We start from the raw sequence: 18696 nt of genomic DNA, 5'->3' as shown, positions 1-18696 counted from the left end.
CAAGATCCCACTTAGACATGCTCCTCAACCCAACTGCGGTCAAAGATCGATTCATAAATCCGGTTATTGACTCTCAGACATCCCTGTTGCTTCACCACTAACCCTGACAACAGCAATTCCTTTTCGTCTGGACTGTCAACAGCCACCACTTCTCCCTGCTCCACAATTTGTCGATATATCTCCAGTAGCCCTACAGATTGTTTACTCTCCAGGATGCGATCGCGTATAGTTCTCAAATGCTCCGGTTCATCCTGGGATTCCCAATTCTCTATCACCTTGGTTCGCACCAAATTTTCAATCCATTCAGCTTCGTCGTTGGTAGGGATAGCAGATGAAGTACTGCGGATGAATTGACAGAGCTTTTGGGTCAAAAAAGGCTGACCACTCGTCCATGCTAACAGTTCTTTGAGCAGTGTTTGAGGATTGCTGACTTTCTCTGCTAATCCTTGAAGCAAAGGTTGAGCTTCATGCTCCTTAAAACCCTCCAGTTGAATCGCCTGACCAATATTAAAAGGGGTTCTTTGGTGGTCTGTAATTAAGCCAGAAGGAGTAGCAACGCCAAAAAGAGCAAACGTTAAATTGCCATAGTCTGGATTGATAGTACGCTGATTATAGCAGGAGCGAATCAGAGCAAAAAAGTCATTAACTGGAAAATTCAAGCCCAAGACGCTATCAACTTCATCGATAAAAACTACCCTTTTATTCGGTAAACTGTTATCTGGTTGTTCAACCTCACCCAGCAAGACTTCTTCTATAAATTGACTCAACCGCTGAACCGTAGAAATATCTGCTCGTTCATTCCACCACTTTTTTAAATTCACCTTTCTTAGTAAACCAAAACTTCGCCATAGCTCTACTGCCAATCCCTTATACCATTGGTCAGGGGTAACATTTTCGCTGCCAATCCGAGTCAGGTCGATCGCTGCGCAGCTAATCCCCTCATTGTTCAGGTGGTTAATCATACGTACCATCAGGCTTGATTTGCCCATCTGGCGGGGATTGAGAATGTAACAAAACTCCCCTTGCTTTAAAGCTTTGTAGAGAGTTCTGTCAGCAGAACGCACCACATAAGTGGGAGCATCCATCGGTAAACTTCCCCCCACTTGATAATCAAAATTCGAGGCTTGTTCGTCACTCTTGAGTAACTCGTTTTCAAAAATTAGTTCCGCTTGAGTAGCTTTGAGAACGTCCAAAGTTTGAGATAATTCTTGAGTGCGCTCTTCTACCCTTTCTTCTAAGGTTTGATAAAGCCTTGAATTATCAATAGAGATAGCAACTTGAGCAGACAGTATATTTACAAGCTCCACCCGTTCTGAGGTAAATGCCTTTGTGGTTAAATTGTTTTCTAAATAAACAATCCCTCTTAACTGACCTTGATTAAGTAAAGGAGTACAGAGAATTGATTGACTTTGTGTAGCAATAATATAAGGATCATTAATAAATTGGTCTTCATGGACTGCATCATTTAAAACAATATAGTCTTGAGTGCGGGCGACATAATTTATAATCGTAGTAGGTAAAATAGGAATCGAGTTTTCAGTATCTACAGATTCGATAGGAATTGATTCCAAAATAGTAACGCGATCGCTATCTACTGTTCCTTGAGCCTCGATCACCCAATTCCCTTCATGATTAAGAATGATAAACCCTTTTTGCGCTCCAGCATTTTCAATAACAATTTTCATTAAAGTTTGCAAGAGGTTTTCCAGCTTAATTTCACCAGAAATTGCTTGAGATGCTTTAATAACCGTAGATAAGTCCAGAGTTTCTCCATCAGAACCTGTAGTAGAGATGCTTGTACTAAGTCTTTTAGATTTACCTTGATTCGTTACTCTTAATAAATACTCAGGATACTCTTCTTCTAATTGTTTTACCTTAGCTTGTGCTCCCCAACGACTGTAACAATGATGGGCATTTTTTAGGTAAAATTGACCAATTTCTTCTCTGCCCAGTGCCAGATAAAACTCAGATGCTCGTTCATAAGCTAAGGCTTCTTCATGGATAAATTTCGATTTTTTTGCACCTTGAATCGCTTTTTCATAAAATTCTTCAGCTTGCCAGTTTTGATCTAAAACTCTTGCTTTTTCTGCTTCCACTAAATCGGATTTATTTTGAAAATTGGCGGGGCAATGACCAGCCCATTTTTTCATATTTTTTTGATTTTTTTCTACTTGTTCTAGTATTTCTTTACGCTGCTCTATGTCACAATTATTGTAATGAGCAAGATAAGCAAGAGAACAGTAAAAGTTATGCTCTGGACTACATAATAACCCGCCGATTGCCATAACATATTTTTCGGCATTTTGACTATTATCAAAAGCCTTAACGTAATCTTTTAGATTATAAAAAATAAGTGTTTTGCCAAAATAGTAAATAAATAGTAACCATTGATTGTTTTGTTTAGTATATTTTTCTATATATTTATATTCTTCATGTTGATCATTGCCGAGCAATAAAAAATAGTTATCTTGAATTTTAAATCTTAAATTTACAATAATATTTGTGCATATTTCTATATAATTTATCGAATATTCTTGATTTAGCTTTTTGATTAGTTGAGTATATTTACTATAATCTTGCTCAACCTGTTCTAAATTACATCCTCCAAAAAACTTGATAAAGCAATAGTCTAGAGCAAGATAAGAAGCATACTCATTGTTTCCTGTATTTATCCCTTGTTGAATACTATTTAGTAATTTTTTTTGTGCCCCTTGTTCATTAATACATTCTCTCCAATGCCAGATAAATCCGTAATACAAATGCATTACTAAAGCTTCTAATTTAGGAATACTGTATTTTTCTAAAAAATTGATAGATAGTTGTCCAAACTGATATCCAGAATCAATATTTCCTATTACCCCACACAGAAGCATTCCATAACAACCATAAGTACCAGCAGCTTGAGGAGGATTATTATATTTAACACAAAGATTAAGCTGAGTTAAGACTATCTCAACAAATAATGAAAAATTTGTTGTCCATGTTGCAGTCATAACTGGCTGCAAGATTGATATAGCTGCAAGTTTATAAGGATCGGTCATTTTAGGCAAATCAGCTAAATCTTCAATGCTTTTTCCTTTCAATAGCAATTGAATAGATTTATGTTCTTGTTTAATCCTATTTGTGAGTTCACTCTCCCTAGCAGCTTCTTGGGATATTGTTATCCCGAGTTTCTCTAAAGCTTTGACCGCAGTATCAATAGCTTTTTCGGGCTGAAATTGAGCATAATAAGACAATATGGCTAACTCATATATCTTAACTTGATCGAGAATATTGCTCACCTTGGGCAGAATAGTTGCAGATAGTGCTTCAATTCGCTCCCACTTAGTATTTAAGTACAAAGCTTCTAACATTTCTACCTGAAGCTCTAGTGTGAATTGATACTGATCCTCCCAGCTATTTTCTGTTAACAATTCTAAAGCAGTATCTAAATATCTTAAAGCTGATTCATAAGCAGTCGAAGCTTTAGCTTTTTTCCCAGCTTTAAGATTTAATTTAGCTAACTCATTTTTTTCTAATTCTTCAGTAATTAAAGCAGACCCTTCATTAAGTTGATTGACAATATCAAAAATTTGATTATCTAACTCATTATCTTTAATATTTTGCAGTAGCAAACGACCTATTTGTAGATGAACCTGTTTTTTTTCTGCTTCTGGAATCAACGAATAAGCAGCTTGTTGTACTCGGTCATGTAAAAATTTGTAAGGAATATATGTAGAAGGATGATATGAAATATCTAAGTTATTATTTGATAATTCTTCTGGGTTCCAAAGCAGAGGAAATTTATAGTTATTATTTAGAGGAATTATCAAGCCTTTATCTAGGGCAGACTCTAGTTCTCTAGCGGTTACTAGTTGAGATTTGTTATTAACGATCGAAATAATTTCTAAATTAAAATGATTTCCAATACAAGCCGCTAATTTAATAACTTCTTGAGTTTTATGGTCTAACTGTTCAAGTTTACTGACCATCAACTCAACTACATTATCGGTAATAGAGACCCTTTCAATTTCTTCTATATTCCATTGCCAATAACCTTGTTGATTGTCTTCTGGATTCAGAAAAGATTGATCGGGGTTACATACTAATAACTTGTCTTGATATAAAGAATAGAGGAGTTGATTCAGAAAAAAAGGATTGCCTTCAGTTTTTTTAGCAACTAACTCAGCTAAAGGTTTTGAAAACTCTGTTGAACAACTTAGGGTATCAGCAATTAATTGATTAATGTGATTAATGGTTAAGGGGTAAAGGGTAATCTCATTGATTGGGACTTTTGCTTGATTAATTTTCTCTAAGGTGTCCATTAAAGGATGAGTAGGGCTAACTTCGTTATCTCGATATGCCCCTATCATCATAAAATATTGCTTGTCTGGCTCTGACATTAACTGCTCAATTAAGTTCAGAGATGGTAAATCTGCCCATTGTAAATCATCAATAAAGATAACTAAAGGATGGTCTTTTTGACAAAAAATACCCAAAAACCGTTGAAAAAATAAATTAAATCGATTTAGACTTTCAGTTTTGCCTAGCTGTGCAACTGGTGGCTGTCGCCCGATAATTTTCTCAAGTTCAGGAATTACATCGATAATAATTTGACCATTATTGTCTAAAGCTTCTAAAATTTTAGTTTTCCAAGTTTGTAACCTTACTTCTGGTTCACATAGCAGTTTACGGATTAAGTCTTGAAAAGCCTTAGAAATAGCAGAATAAGGAATATCTCGCTTCAATTGGTCAAATTTACCACTAATAAACCTTCCTCGTTGTAGTGTAATCGGTTTTTGAATTTCATTAACTAAAGCAGATTTGCCAATACCTGAATAACCAGAAATGAGAACCATTCCAGTTGTTCCTTTACTAACTTGCTCAAAAGCCGTTAAAAGTTGTGTAACTTCCTGTTCTCGACCATACAGTTTTTGAGGAATATGAAAATTATCAGCAAAATCTTGACTTCCTAAGGGAAACTGATAAATTTCTCCTTGAGACCTTAATTGATTAACACAGGTTTCTAAATCAGCTTTAATTCCCCAAGCACTTTGATATCTATCCTCCGGTGTTTTAGCTAACAATTTTCTGATGATATCAGATACAGCTATAGGAAGATCAGGAATCAGCTCATGAACTGGTAATGGTTGTTGTGCGATATGACAATGGACTAATTCTATTGGGTCAGTGGTTTCAAAAGGAAGTTTGTTGGTTAAAAATTCATAAAAAGTAACACCAAGGGAATAAAAATCACTGCGATAATCTATTCCTCGGTTCATTCTACCTGTTTGTTCTGGCGCAATATAGGCTAAAGTTCCTTCTAATTGATTGGGAGGACGAACCGTCAAAAATTCTTGGGATAAACGGGTAGAAATGCCAAAATCAATGATTTTAAGTTGTTCGGTTTTTGAGTTATATATAATATTAGAGGGATTAATATCTTTGTGAATAATATTGGCAGCATGAATAGCAGCTAAACTCTCAGTTGTCTTAATCGCGATAGCCAGAAAGTCTTCTAAGCTGAATTGACCTTGGGATAGTAATAATTTTAAAGATTCACCACCAAAGTCTTCTAAAAGTATTACTAAACTATTATCATATCGCTGTAAGTCATAGGCTTTAACGATACTATCTACGTTCAACGAACGGGTAATTTCATATTCCTGTTTATAGCGCGTAAGTTCTGAAAGAGTAGGATAGCTTTCTTTGAGAACTTTAATAATAATAGGTTGATTATCTGTCTTTAGGATGGCTCGATAAACTAAAGAGTTAGCACTCTCATATATTTTTTCGATGATCTGATAGTTTGTTTCCATAACATCTATTAACTCATAAGCTTATTTTATAGCTTATGAGTTAATTTTACCACGGGTGCATCTCATATTTGTAAAAAAGTTCGCTAGGGTGCGTTAGGGGGGGATGCATCTCATATTTGTAAAAAAGTTGGGTAGGGTGCGTTAGGGACGGACTCGCCATGATTTTATCAGTAGCCAGTATTGGGACAGTCCGTCCCGTAACGCACCACAGGTTCAAAATGCATTGAGATGCACTCTTAGGGGGCTCGCCGTCATTTTCAGCCTCGTAGCCAGTATTGGGAAAGTCCGTCCCGTAACGCACCACCGGCTCAAACACCAAAAATGAGATTCACCCATTAAGTACAACTAAGAGGAAGATAAGGATAGGGAGGAACGACGAACTGTAATTGCTTATTATTCCAGTCAGTAGTTTCTGGATCGGGATAAAATGGGTATTGATTACTATCGTCAAACTTTTCTGGTGCAGTGACCCATGTTTTGATATGCTCCTGTGTCACGGAAAATTCACTGGGTCTCGGAGGATAACCTAGAGTAACTTTAGTATAAGGAGGTTTTGGTCTTTCCCCTGCTTGTGAAAGATCTATCCTTGTAGCATAAAATGTATCCCAAGATATGTCGATTGCATACTCCCAAACCATTTCATAGGTGCTAAAAATTGGCTCATGAATCCTTTTAAAATTACCATTATTTTCATCTTTGTAATAGGCTTGCCCACATAATAAAAGGGCTAAAGCTATGGAGATCCTCGATTCACGCTTAATTAATAAATCAAAGAATTTTTCGTCTGTTTCTTTTTTTAACTTCGATATTTTTTTATCTAGATCATGATATGTTAATTGGGATTTTTCTTTATTTTCTTTTACCCAATAAATTTCTTCAGGAAGAAGATTGTAATTATCAAATATTTGCCGGATTAATTTTACTTTTGTTTTGTTAATTTTACGGTTTTGTTTTATTGTATGCTCATCTAGCCACGTACAAGTCATCATCTGAGATAGCTTACGACATTGTAATAAAAACCGAACAGTGGAAAGTTGGGCAATTCTTTTTCCAGTCTCAATCAACGAGTCTTCTAATACCACTGACGGCAGAAATTCCTGATCAACACATACTCCAGGTGTAGGGAAAGATGAAGATTTAATATCATATTGATCTTGTATATTTTCTTTCGTTCCAAACAATAATTTTGGAGAATTTTCCAGATCATCAAATATGAGTATTTGGAAGTAGTGTTGATTATATTTATCTGGGTTTTCCTTTAAATCTATAGAATCGTCTATTTGCGGCTCCCAACCGACTTTAGTCTGTGGATTGGATTTAAGATATTGAAGAAAATCCGATGTAAAAGCGCGTGTCATTTCCTAACTCCTATTAATGGATTAACTAATTCGATCTTGTAGTGTGGGCAAAAACAGTTGGGTTATTTTGACTATTTAATGATTATATTACTTTGCCCATTCTATTTGAATAACCTATTTGAATTGGGATTTTTTTTACACCCAAGTCTCTAGGCTATAAAAGCGGCGAGGATTATCCCAAAGAATCTTTTGCAAAGTTGTATGAGATAAACATTCCTCAAGTTGTATCAGTTGCTGAACAATATTCGGATTGTGATCCATATGGGGATAGTCCGAACCAAAAATTAAATTGTCTGTGCCGATATAGTCAATCACCTGAGCCAGATAAGGTTCTGAAGGCTCTATGGCAATAAAACATTGACGACGAAAATACTCTGAAGGCTTTATCTTGACATTACACTTTATTTTATCCTCATAACGTAAATTTTCATACTCTTCATCTAGTCTCCACAGCCAATAGGGGAGCCAGCCACAGCCTGATTCTAGAAAAGCTACTTTAAGGTGGGGATGGCGCTCTAATACTCCTCCTTCAATCAAGGTTAATAGAGCCATCATCTGTTCCATCGGATGAGAGCAAGCGTGAGTAGCAAAACGAGTGTGAAACCGTTCTGTGCCAGTAGTTGGCAAGCGAGAGTGAGTACCTTCGTGAATGGCTACTGCTATTCCTAGTTGCTCACATTCCGTCCAAAAAGGCTCGTAAGCGGAGTCGCTCAATAGTCTTCCTTTAACTGGGTTAGGGCGTAAAAATACCGCTTTCCAGCCAAAATCTGCTATTTGATGTAATTGTTTTACCATTTCCTCCGGCGCGTGAGGATTAATTGCTCCTACCCCTTTTAACCTATCTTGATCGTAACTGCAAAAGTCCTTTAACCAATTGTTATAGGCACGGGTATAAGCTCCAGCAACTTCCGGTTTCATCGTATCGATCGCCCAAAGCCACAATCCATACGTTGGATAAAGGAATGCCTGATCAATCCCCATCTGCCCCATCTCTTGAACATGAGACTCCACATTGTAGCCTTTGAAATAAGCATTAGGATGAGCGGCCATCATCTGCTTATTTCCTAAAGCCCGTAGTTGTTCGGACACCTTTTCTGCAATGTCTTCCCCTTTAATTTTCATCTCCGGTGAAGGAGAAAACTGCCTAAATTCCGGTTCTAGATACTCACTCCACATAGTCAGAGGTTCAATAACGTGGGAATCAGCATCAATAATTGAATATCCATTTAGCATGACAAAGCCCAAGAATTGATTACCTATTGATTACCTATTGATTACATTAATTAACTCCTTGATTGCCGATTTTTCTATCCTTGTTAGTATTGTAATTTAGCTTTTTAGAAATTACAACCTATAAAACTCATATAAAAACTAATATGAAAACTAATATGAAATAATCCCATAACTCATATAAAAACTCATTAAAAAAGCACAGACTCCATGGGTAGGCCCACCCTACAGGTAGCTGATAGCTGATAGCTGATAGCTGAATGCTTAAGTCACATCCACATTGGAAAAGAATTGAGTTGATCTTCTGTAAGTGGTTCTTGCAACCAACCCATTTTCCCCGGAACCTCATAAAGCCGCCCTGGTGCTAACCTTTTCCACATATGGCGCATTCCCGGAATAATAACTTTAGCTACTCTCAGTCCAATATCGGGACGAGTTTGGTCTAAAACCAGCATTTCCATACCGTTTTTCTCAACAATTTTTTGACAGAGCTTGACATCTTCGAGTAAATCGTCACTTGCCATTTGGAGATAATCACCACTAACTTTAGCAGCAATTCCCTCCTCTGGAAGTAAATAAGGTTGCTCAGCTACAGTAGCAGTTTGCCACCAGTCTACAGCCAAGGGATCCGCTGATGGGGGATAGTTAGTACTGCCATCGGCTTTTGCGAATAAAACGTTAGGAAGAATTTGATTAACTTCAGTCAAGGCTCGACTAATAGCAATTTTAGGATCGAAATGAGCACCATAACCCAAAATTATATCTTCCACCTGGCAATCCCTTCTCCGACTAATAGCAGCAAAAACCGGAATATTGAGATCGCTGGTAATATCCAACACCCAAAGCTCTCGATTAATCCTTTGATAATATTGCTTCAGGCTTTGAAAATAAGGCTCGTCGAAACTGTCTAGATCTACTAGAGGTTTCTTAAGGCAATTGTACCACCACAAAGCGACACTATCGCGCTCTACTAATTCCATAAACCCTTGCAGAATAGCTTCTTCGATAGTGTTACCCGCCGCACACCCATTGGAGTCAGCCCAACATTCGGGTTTATAGGATGGGCGATAGCCATAATAACAGTAAGCCGTTGGCAGATACTTAAATTCCTGGTGGGTTAAAGACCAAACGGGAGTCCAGTCAATTTCTCTTTCTTCATCAAATGGTTCGGGGACTTTTTGAAACCAGCCTTGACACTCAGCATTCCATTGCTCTCTATTCTGATATTGCTGTAGACTGAAGTTCATACAAGCATTGGGGTGTATCCCTTTGTCTCCCATTTGTTGGTAACTGGATTTTTCTCTAATTTCATCCCCTTGGAACACCCCAGAATATCGCTCGATTGCTTCGCAAAAACCGCTAGCCCTAGCTTGAGAGTTAGTCCTACCTTTCCCTGCACTTCTCCCTCCCAAATTTTGCTGTAAGCTGGCTGAATCATCAAAAATACTAATAAAATGATGTTTGGCAATGTAGTTATGAGTTAATCCATTCCCAGGTATTTTCTTGAGTTCTCGTACAACCCCAGTAATGGGACTAATATGATGTTGATATTTCCTGAGGGTTTCTTCAGGGGAACAAGAACGATGTCCTCCATCTGCGGTAAAGGTTTTCTTACGGTGTCCTAAAACAACCGGTAGGGGATTGTTGGTTAAGTCCTTTACCATTTTTCCACAGCTAGAACATTGAGGACGTTTAACCAAGCTATGATGTTGGGTTTGCAGCGTGATTGTATCGTAAGCGATCAGATTATGTTCTAATTGTTTATTTTCCCCTTGGACAATCCACTTAAACACCTCTGTGGCTGCCATTCCTAATCCAGTTTGTATTGTAGAGGCCAAAAATCCCAAAGGAGCAACTAAAGAAGGGGAAATGTCTTTTTGTCTCTCAATAAACCCTTCAATCGGTCTATTATCTCGCAAACGCTTGGCTAAACAGTCCCAACAACCAGTTTGCTTAGGATTAAATACTGGGCCGATCCAGATTATCGTTCCTAATGGTTTAACCAGCATCCAGGGAGATTGGGACTTTAGGGCTTGTTGATTGAACTCATCTAGCTTCGGCTCAAGGTAGTCGTCGGTTACAACTACTGTCAAATCCCCTTCGTCAGCTACTTGAATATTTAGAGACTCAAGCATAGCAATGAAGTCCTCAGCAGCAACCGAACCTAATGTTTTTACTGCTACTTTAGTGGATTGCAATCGTTGATGGGCGACGGTGGGAGTGATGTTGAGATGATGGCAGAAAATGTCTAGGTGCGGTGGTAAAGAGTTCTCTTGTTCAACCAGATAGCCCTTTTTCTCCATTTCTAATAAAGCATATTGGGCTTGGACACTTACATTAAAAACGTCTTGGAAAAAGGTTTTAGTTTCCTGAAAATATTTTTTGTCTGACAGTAGGGATTGTTGAATTGTATCAATAATTTCGTCATTATTGCGATTGCCATCGATTAACTCAGCTAAACTATAAGAAATGCGATCGCTTAACCAAACTGCTTCTCTCTCGGAGACTAAAAACACCTTGTCTGGTTCTATAGTTTCAACTGAGTAAGAGGGATTGAACTGGGGCTTATTGAGCATTGTTTTAGTTCTTTTCTGCTTAAAATTAACCCTAAATTTATTGGTAATTTAATCAACTATGTTGTATAGTACTTATAATTTTGACCTACTAAACTCATAAAACTCATCTCATAACTCATATAAAATCTCATGAAAAAACTAATAAACAAAACATTGAATCGTGAAAGGAGCATTAAAAACTGATCGTAAGCTATCAGCTATCAGCTAATGCGCTAGATCACAGGCTAGAAGCCTGTGCCACAAAGCACCTCAAGTCGCGAATGGCTGACCGCTGATCGCTGACCGCTGACCGCTGACCCCTGACCGCTGACCCCTGACCCCTGACCCCTGACCCCTGACCCCTGCTCCCTGCTCCCTGCTCCCTACTCCCTAAATCAATGATTAGACTACAAAAAAGATGCTGTATACATAAACTGTTGCTCTCCCTTTTTAATAAAAAACCGCCGATACAATTCACAAGCTGCGATCGCTTGAGCACCTGAAAGTTTAATCAACCCCATACTGCTTAACTTGTGAGTTAGGATGGGGTCTAAGGGCACAGGTTCAGTGGCCTTGAGAACCGTATCAAGAGCTTGTGCTAATTCCGGCTGTTTTGCCAATGTTGCCCAATGACGCTGCAAGTGATGAGCATAAATTCCGGTGGCAGTGGGAGCACTTTCTAGCAGTTGGGACAGAGTTATGTCCTTGCGACTAAGATGATAGAGCGTTAAGTTTACCAGTGCTGGATGTCCCCCCAGCATTACCATTAATTGTCTAGCTTCTTCGGGACCTATCCAGTCGAGTCCGTAGCGTTGAGCTAACTGCTGCACCTCGTCCTGGCTGAAGTTGTATAACTGAACCGGCAGCCCCACATTGAAAGGAGACTGGTTAAGCTCCAGAGGAACGTAAATTTCCGTGGAGTGAACCACTACCAGGCGAAGCTTTTGCCAGATGGGCAGTCTTTTGCCTTCTTCGTACCAAGAACGCAACAGAGGTAAAAAATCCTTCGCGACTTGGGGATGCTCGAAAATCTGGCTCACCTCATCCAATGCCAAGATTAGGGGAGTATCAATTAAATCTAGTAGATAGTCTTGGAAGTAGAGGGTGCAGCTAATTTTACTGCCCAGGTCTTCATCCCAATACTCATCTAGCATCGGTTTACGCTGAAGCTGGTGAGCGATGTTGGCACACAGCCAGCGCAAAAATTGATTCAAATTGCTTAAAATTCCGTGCTCGACTTGCTCTAGGTTCAAGCTGACAGTATGGTAGCCCAGGCGGTTGCCATGGTCAAGAATCCTCAGCAGCAGAGAGGTTTTGCCCATTTCTCTGGGAGCTTTAATCCTGATTAACGCTCCCGGTTTCTTGATTTCTTGATAAACTTGCTCCTCAAGGGAAGAGCGTTCTAGGTAAAAGGGAGAGTTGAGAGGGATTGAGCCACTGGGATAGCAAGGTAGTATCTCAGGGGTTTCATTGGCAGCATTTCCCGTCAGCTCTAGCTTCACCAGATCTGCCTGAAAAGGGTTTGTCTCTGCGGCTGTTTGGGCAGTGGCATAAGACTCCAGCAGCACCCGACAGTTTTTCTTGCTTACCCGCTGGCCAATCACCTCCGAGAGTCGCTGATACAAATCTGGAGCAACGACATTACTAAGGTAGCCTGCACTATAACCTGCTTCGAGGGCAATTTGGTTATAAGTTCTATACTGCCAAACCCCATCCAGCATCATAACTTCTGTGGATGTAAGGGGTCGATGTTGACTCTCTTTTAGTTGACGGTCAACAATTTCCAGAATACAATCAATATTCATCTAAAATGCCACCGAAATTTATCAAGAAGCACCTTTTAAGTGCTCGATCAAACGTGACACACCGAAACGAGCTATCCAAGTTTTGCCGTCCCCTTTTGGGAACTAAAAGCTATAGTGTTGATTTAATTTGTAAGCTATCAGCTATCAGCGTATCAGCTATCAGCTAATGCGTGTTTGTCACAGGCATTAAGCCTGTGCCACGCTACTCATCGGTGCTTTTGAATAAGCGATGCAGCGCGGTCTTGGGGAGGCAGCGCGGTCTTGGGGAGGCAGCGCGGTCTTGGGGGTTTCCCCCATGAGCGACTGCCGTGGTTCCCCCCATGAGCAACTGCCGTGGTTTCCCCCACTCGCTATTGCATCAAGACAACAGGTCAGCATTCGAATAATGCTGAGTTATGTAACAGCGTCGTTCGCACAGCGTGGCCATTCGCGTAGCGTGGCCAAAGGCCAAGGCCAAAGCCTTTGCCACAAACTAGAAGCCTGTGCCACAAAGCTGTTCGCGTAGCGTGAGCTTTTAGCTCACGGCTGACCGCTGAATGCTGAATGCTTACTTTAATTTTAAAAACACTATATTAGTGTATTACCATAGAATTAGATTCGAATACCGCTGAATGACCAACCAATTTTAGAGCTGATGACTGGGCAATGGCACCGCAGTTAACCAACAGTGGCTGGTCATGTACCAGTGGATTACAGTTATTATGAAACTCCTCTCTTGCGAGTAGGGAGCTGACCGATATGGCAGGCATTAAAGGCTTACTTTCCTCCTTTGATTTATTATCCTTACCGGAAAATATCATAACTTATATAATTGACAGTTTAATATTAAATATTGTTAACTATTTTTATTGCTGGGACTCCCTGACAGGGGAGTGTAATTATAGCAGATAATAGCAGATAATAGCAGATAATAGCAGATAATCTGGGAACTAGAGGGGGGTTTATCCCCTCACAGCCCTTGATTTTGTTTGTATAAACGCGATTTCGTCATATTTTTAGAAGCGGAAAATGGGTAGATAGGGAGAATTATCCCCATTTTTCGCTTCTGTTGACTCCCCACTTTCGACTGTATATAGCGTTTCTATTTGAGATGTAAACGTGTATGGTCTTTTTTTATTGGACAATAAAACTTTGAATCTCTTTCCCCTCTTGCGTTTTGCCTCTTGCCTCTTGCATTTTTGAGCAATAATTTTGTTTACAACCTATATAAAAACCCTAGACATGAGTTTTTACATGAGTTTTTACATGAGTTTTTACATGAGTTTTTACATGAGTTTTTACATGAGTTTTATGAGATTTAGAGACTAAAAGCAGAAGTACTATCAGATGGTGATCGGGTAATCCAGGTCAAAAAGAGTAAAAATCGTAAGCATTCAGCCGTCAGCCGTCAGCTGCGTAGGGTGCGTTAGGGGAGTCTTCATGTTTCCCCTCTTCGTCAGGGTTAGGTTGCTGCCCGTAACGCACCACTGCTGGGTCAAACAACTGTTAGGAGATGCACCCACCAGATACACCATTATGTTGATCAATCAATTATGATCTCAGATATTCAATTAGAAGCCAGTTCTACTGCATTGGGCCAATCCCATCACTTTTCAGAGAAAGAGTTTTGGCAGCAATGGCAGCAATATCAAGACTATCTCTATCATCGCTGTCTCAGGTGGATGGGTGGAAACCCTACCGATGCTGAAGATGCCCTGAGTCGAGCCATGCTCAAGGCATGGGAAAAGGTGCAAAAATTGGCGGGGAAAATCGCTAATTTTAAGGCTTGGCTGACAAAGCTGACTCATAACCTCTGCGTGGATATTCATCGAGAACATCGTCGCAGCGCGAACCACGTTGAGGATATAGAAGGGATTCCAGAGGAAAAAGGACTGGTTTCCTGTGAGGATACGCCAGAAAGGGCTTTGGAAACAGACGAGAAAAAGATTGCTATCAGCAGTGCCATTGATAACTTACCTGCTCGGCTGCACCAGACCTTTATCCTGCATTTTTATCAAGAACTGTCTTATCGAGAGATAGCCCAACAGCAAAATATTTCCTACCAGAATGTCTGTAAGCGCATCTCCCAGGCGCGAGCCATTCTGCGAGAGGAGTTGAGGGGATATTTTATCGGCGAGGATGAAACTGATAGGGAATTATCGGTTACACCAACTAATCAGGCAACTGAGTCAGGAATTGGGGAAAAGTCCCAGCCGCATGGGGAAGTTGAACCGATTGTGGGCGAGACGGTGACATCATCTGTGGCGGTGGAGGAAGTGGAGAGTGTTGTTGGTGAAGAAGTGCAGGAGGTAGTGCGATCGCTACAGCACTCAGAGTCGGTTCCTGTTGCAGCTACTTCTGAGGAGAAGTTAGAAGTCAACAATCAGGCATTGCTGAGGGGCGGGATGAACATCAGTGGGGTGGGCATCTTGCCTGCCCGGAAATTGAAACAGGCAAGATGCCTGTTACACCAACATGGCCATTCTGCAGCAAGATGGCCATTCTATCAAGATGGCCATTCCACAGCCAGATGCCTGTTCCAGCAAGATGGCCATTCCACAGCCAGATGCCCACCCCACCAAGATGTCCATTCCACAGCAAGATGCCCACCCCACCAAGATGTCCATTCCACAGCAAGATGCCCACCCCACCAAGATGGCCATTCCACGGCCAGATGCCCACCCCAAAAAACTATCAAAATCATCCCGCATTTATACAATGCCATAGCGGGTTTATCTTTTTTGATCACAATTTGCTCAAATTTCCATCTGATAAAGCTTACAGGCCGGCCTTGCTTAATAATGGAATGATTTTAAACGTGAGGTAGAATAGGCATCTTGCCTGTTCGGCGGGTCCCATCTGTGGAATAGGCATCTTGCCTGTTCGGCGGGTCCCATCTGTGGAATAGGCATCTTGCCTGTTCGGCGGGTCCCATCTGTGGAATAGGCATCTTGCCTGTTCGGCGGGTCCCATCTGTGGAATAGGCATCTTGCTTAGGTGCCCTTGACCTATTAAGAATTAAATTCGCCACGGGTCGCACCTGTGGAATAGGCATCTTGCCGTGGAATGGAGATTTTGGGTTTAATAGGCATCTTGGGGGGAATAGGCATCTTGGGTGGAACTGGCATCTTGGGTGGAACTGGCATCTTGCCAGTTTCATGCTTATTTCCGGGCGGGCAGGATGCCCACTCTACTCCTATTCATTCAAAGACTGACGCAACGCCTACAGGTCTTTTTGTCACCCCCTCAGACCTTGCGAATAGCTGACGACTGACGGCTGAATACTCGCCCATCGCTTTTCTTTTTTAGGGAATGCGATGCTCTCAAAGAGCCGCTACGCGAACGCTTTTCTTTTTTAGGGAATGCGATGCGCGAGCATTGAGCCGCTACGCGAACGCTTTTCTTTTTTAGGGAATGCGATGCGCGAGCATTGAGCCGCTACGCGAACGCTTTTTTTTGAGGGTACGAAGGAGTGCGATGCTCTGAAAGAGCCGCTACCCGAACGCAGTTAGTATAGCAGTCGAAGTAAAGCTTAAGACATCTTCTGCTCCCTGCTCCCTGCTCCCTGCTCCCTTTCAACTAAAAGACTATGTCCTAAACTATACTTCCCTTGCTATAAAGTTTGAGAATGAAGGAGCGATGCGCGAGCATTGAGCCGCTACGCGAACGCTAATTATCAAAAATTCAGATATTACTATCTTAGATCGTCTTTAGATTGAAAGGTGGAAAACAAAAACCCACCTGATCAACTCCAAAGTTACAGTGAAAAAAGGATGAAAATTATGAAACGTCAAATCAAAGTGTTTACAGCTTTACTTCTGGCTGTAGTGCTTGCTTTCGGTTCTCAAGTCGCATCGGCTTTTGCCCTTACTAACAACAAGTTTGAACTATCAAAGCAAGGAGATACGCATCGGGTCCAACTTGATCCATTTAAAACAGAAATCAAATCTTATTTTGTCAATAATTCATCAGAATTGGCAGAGATAAATATAAGCATACAAAACTCTGATACCGAGAAGTTTATTATTAACCAAAATGCTTTATTTCAAGAAAAAATAGACGAAATTGATGGGGCAAACGCTGTAGAATACACTAATCTAAGTCACCAAACTATTCAGGTCATGGTGCTTGATGAATTCTAGCTCCAATTCAAAAGCCCATGTAACTTAAACTATGCAGAAGTAAGAGTCAGTAGCAAGCATTAAAATCGATAGCTAGTTGCTAGATTATCTAAACTGTGTAGTAGGTAATAGTCAAAGTAAGGGAGGTTATTATAACCTCCCTCTCTATGTCAAAAAAATGGCGTTGCTGTTCCCAGGAATGGTAGTGCGTTCGCGTAGCGTGACCGTAGGTCAATCGCGAAGCGTAGCCCTTTGGGCTAATCGCCGATCTTGTCGGGTGCGTTAACAAATGGTAACGCACCTGTTTAATTATCAGTAATGGGATGGCTTATCCTAGGATTAATACTCCCATGCTAAAATCTACAACTAGTCGATTTTAATTGATGTTGATCTGCTGAATCATAGAAAGCCACCAACAAGCCTGTATCAACCAAAATAGCAGGATGATAGCTCATACTTCTCGTTGATGACTTGCTCGTATCCGAGAAGCAATAATCTTTCTACAAATACCGGGATAAACGCAATCTAAATCCAGGCAATAGATTCTCATCAGATAATTCCGTGGGAAGGTTTCGCACCACTACCTCTTGCCCTTGACGATAAATTTCCACTTGCTGCTGTTGGGGATTAATCAACCATCGCAACTGTACCCCTACATCTCTATATTCCCCCATCTTAGAACGCAGCATTTCCAAATCATCCGTTGCTGACCTTAACTCAATCACAAAATCCGGTACAATCGGGGGAAACTTGCGTCTTTGTTCAGGGGTAAGGGCTTCCCAACGTTCCCTTTGAATCCAAGCACAATCAGGAGAACGATTTGCGCCATTGGGCAATTTAAATACAGTGGAGGAACTGAAGGTATAACCGAGACCAGTTTGCCGATTCCAAATTCCCAAATCGATAATTAAATCTGCTTCTCGATTGCCGCTCTCTCCGCCAACAGGTGGCATAATAATTAATTCTCCTTTGGCCGTTCGTTCAAACTGTAATTCACGGTTATTTTGACATAGCTGATAGAACTGTTCGTCAGTCAGCTCAATGGTGTCTAAATTTAATGCCAAAGGAGTCATATTGCAAAGGGAATAGGGAACAGGGAACAGGGAACAGGGAACAGGGAATATGGCATCAAAAATTATCACAATTCCTACACGGTACCCTATAGTGGTCAAGTCTCTCCTATAGCACCATCATACAGCAATCGAGAACAAGGGATGGGCGCGCATTGAGCCGCTACGGGAACGCACTCGAGAATTGATGACCAACTCGACATCCCCAATCCCTCATCCGGTGGCAGGCGGAGACTATTTAGTCCCGGTGCCAATTCAGACTGCCTTAAAAGCTGCTCTTTACCTGGGGATGTGCGAGGCAGGGATTACATCACTCCAACTGGCCCATACTCTACAATTAGAATAGGAACTTCTTGAGGAATAAAGCCAATGACATGGCAAGAATTGCAAAACCAAGCATTGCAATTACCAATAAGCGTACGCTGGCGTTTAGTCCAGTCCCTTTTGGCCTCAATTGAACAAGAAACCCTATCATCTAGGTCTTATAGCTCAAGTTCAACACCAATGACTGGTCTTGATCCTTGGACTCAAAGCCTACTTGGTGTGGTTGAGCTAAGTCCAGAGGATTCCAAAGAGTCGTACATCGATTATCTTGAGGCAAAATACAAGTGAGACGGGTGTTGTTTGATAGCGAGGTGTAACTATTAGCATTTAATCTTATCAAACCTTGTCATACCTTTACAAAGGTTTTAGTATAGATTTGTAAAGTATTAAGACTAAAAAATATGTCACCCCAAAAGAGGCAGCCGAATATTACGGCGTCTCGATCACAACTCAATG

The 18696-nt window shown here is 40.6% G+C and carries 10 protein-coding genes; 3 read left to right on the top strand and 7 right to left on the bottom strand.

Annotation, left to right across the window (positions count from 1 at the left end):
• Positions 1-11: 11 nt before the first annotated feature.
• From F6J90_RS40205 to F6J90_RS40185, 5 genes are all read right to left on the bottom strand, one after another.
• Entirely contained in the window at positions 12-5798 is a 5787-nt protein-coding gene (locus F6J90_RS40205; RefSeq protein ID WP_293107548.1) for an AAA family ATPase, read from the bottom strand.
• 335 nt (positions 5799-6133) lie between these two features.
• The gene (locus F6J90_RS40200; RefSeq protein WP_293107545.1) at positions 6134-7156 is read right to left on the bottom strand and encodes a hypothetical protein; all 1023 of its coding nucleotides are present in this window, start codon (positions 7154-7156) and stop codon (positions 6134-6136) included.
• Between the two features lie 135 nt (positions 7157-7291).
• A complete protein-coding gene (locus F6J90_RS40195; RefSeq protein ID WP_293107543.1) occupies positions 7292-8389 on the bottom strand; it encodes an amidohydrolase family protein in 1098 nt (365 codons plus the stop codon).
• A gap of 266 nt (positions 8390-8655) precedes the next feature.
• Complete coding sequence (locus F6J90_RS40190) at positions 8656-10962, bottom strand: TOMM precursor leader peptide-binding protein (protein ID WP_293107540.1); 2307 nt, start codon at positions 10960-10962, stop codon at positions 8656-8658.
• Between the two features lie 386 nt (positions 10963-11348).
• Positions 11349-12746 (bottom strand): AAA-like domain-containing protein, encoded by a 1398-nt coding sequence (locus F6J90_RS40185; protein WP_293107537.1) that lies wholly within the window; start codon positions 12744-12746, stop codon positions 11349-11351.
• Positions 12747-14278: 1532 nt separating this feature from the next.
• Here F6J90_RS40185 and F6J90_RS40180 point away from each other — a divergent pair.
• Positions 14279-15535 carry a sigma-70 family RNA polymerase sigma factor gene (locus F6J90_RS40180; RefSeq protein WP_293107534.1) on the top strand — a complete coding sequence of 419 codons (1257 nt, stop codon included), beginning with the start codon at positions 14279-14281 and terminating at the stop codon, positions 15533-15535.
• A gap of 2 nt (positions 15536-15537) precedes the next feature.
• On the opposite strand, the gene F6J90_RS40175 is transcribed toward F6J90_RS40180, so the two are convergent.
• Positions 15538-15885 (bottom strand): hypothetical protein, encoded by a 348-nt coding sequence (locus F6J90_RS40175; RefSeq protein WP_293107531.1) that lies wholly within the window; start codon positions 15883-15885, stop codon positions 15538-15540.
• Positions 15886-16447: 562 nt separating this feature from the next.
• On the opposite strand from F6J90_RS40175, the gene F6J90_RS40170 reads away from it, so the two are divergent.
• Positions 16448-16867 carry a hypothetical protein gene (locus F6J90_RS40170; protein ID WP_293107528.1) on the top strand — a complete coding sequence of 140 codons (420 nt, stop codon included), beginning with the start codon at positions 16448-16450 and terminating at the stop codon, positions 16865-16867.
• Positions 16868-17346: 479 nt separating this feature from the next.
• Here F6J90_RS40170 and F6J90_RS40165 read toward each other — a convergent pair whose 3' ends face one another.
• Complete coding sequence (locus F6J90_RS40165; protein WP_293107891.1) at positions 17347-17919, bottom strand: Uma2 family endonuclease; 573 nt, start codon at positions 17917-17919, stop codon at positions 17347-17349.
• 366 nt (positions 17920-18285) lie between these two features.
• On the opposite strand from F6J90_RS40165, the gene F6J90_RS40160 reads away from it, so the two are divergent.
• Positions 18286-18528, top strand: a complete 243-nt coding sequence (locus F6J90_RS40160; RefSeq protein ID WP_293107525.1) for a hypothetical protein — start codon at positions 18286-18288, stop codon at positions 18526-18528.
• Positions 18529-18696 lie beyond the last annotated feature (168 nt).

Source organism: Moorena sp. SIOASIH, from assembly GCF_010671925.1.
Classification (GTDB): Bacteria; Cyanobacteriota; Cyanobacteriia; order Cyanobacteriales; family Coleofasciculaceae; genus Moorena.
The sequence above is the reverse complement of the archived record's forward strand: the minus strand, read 5'-3'. Positions and strand labels throughout refer to the sequence as shown.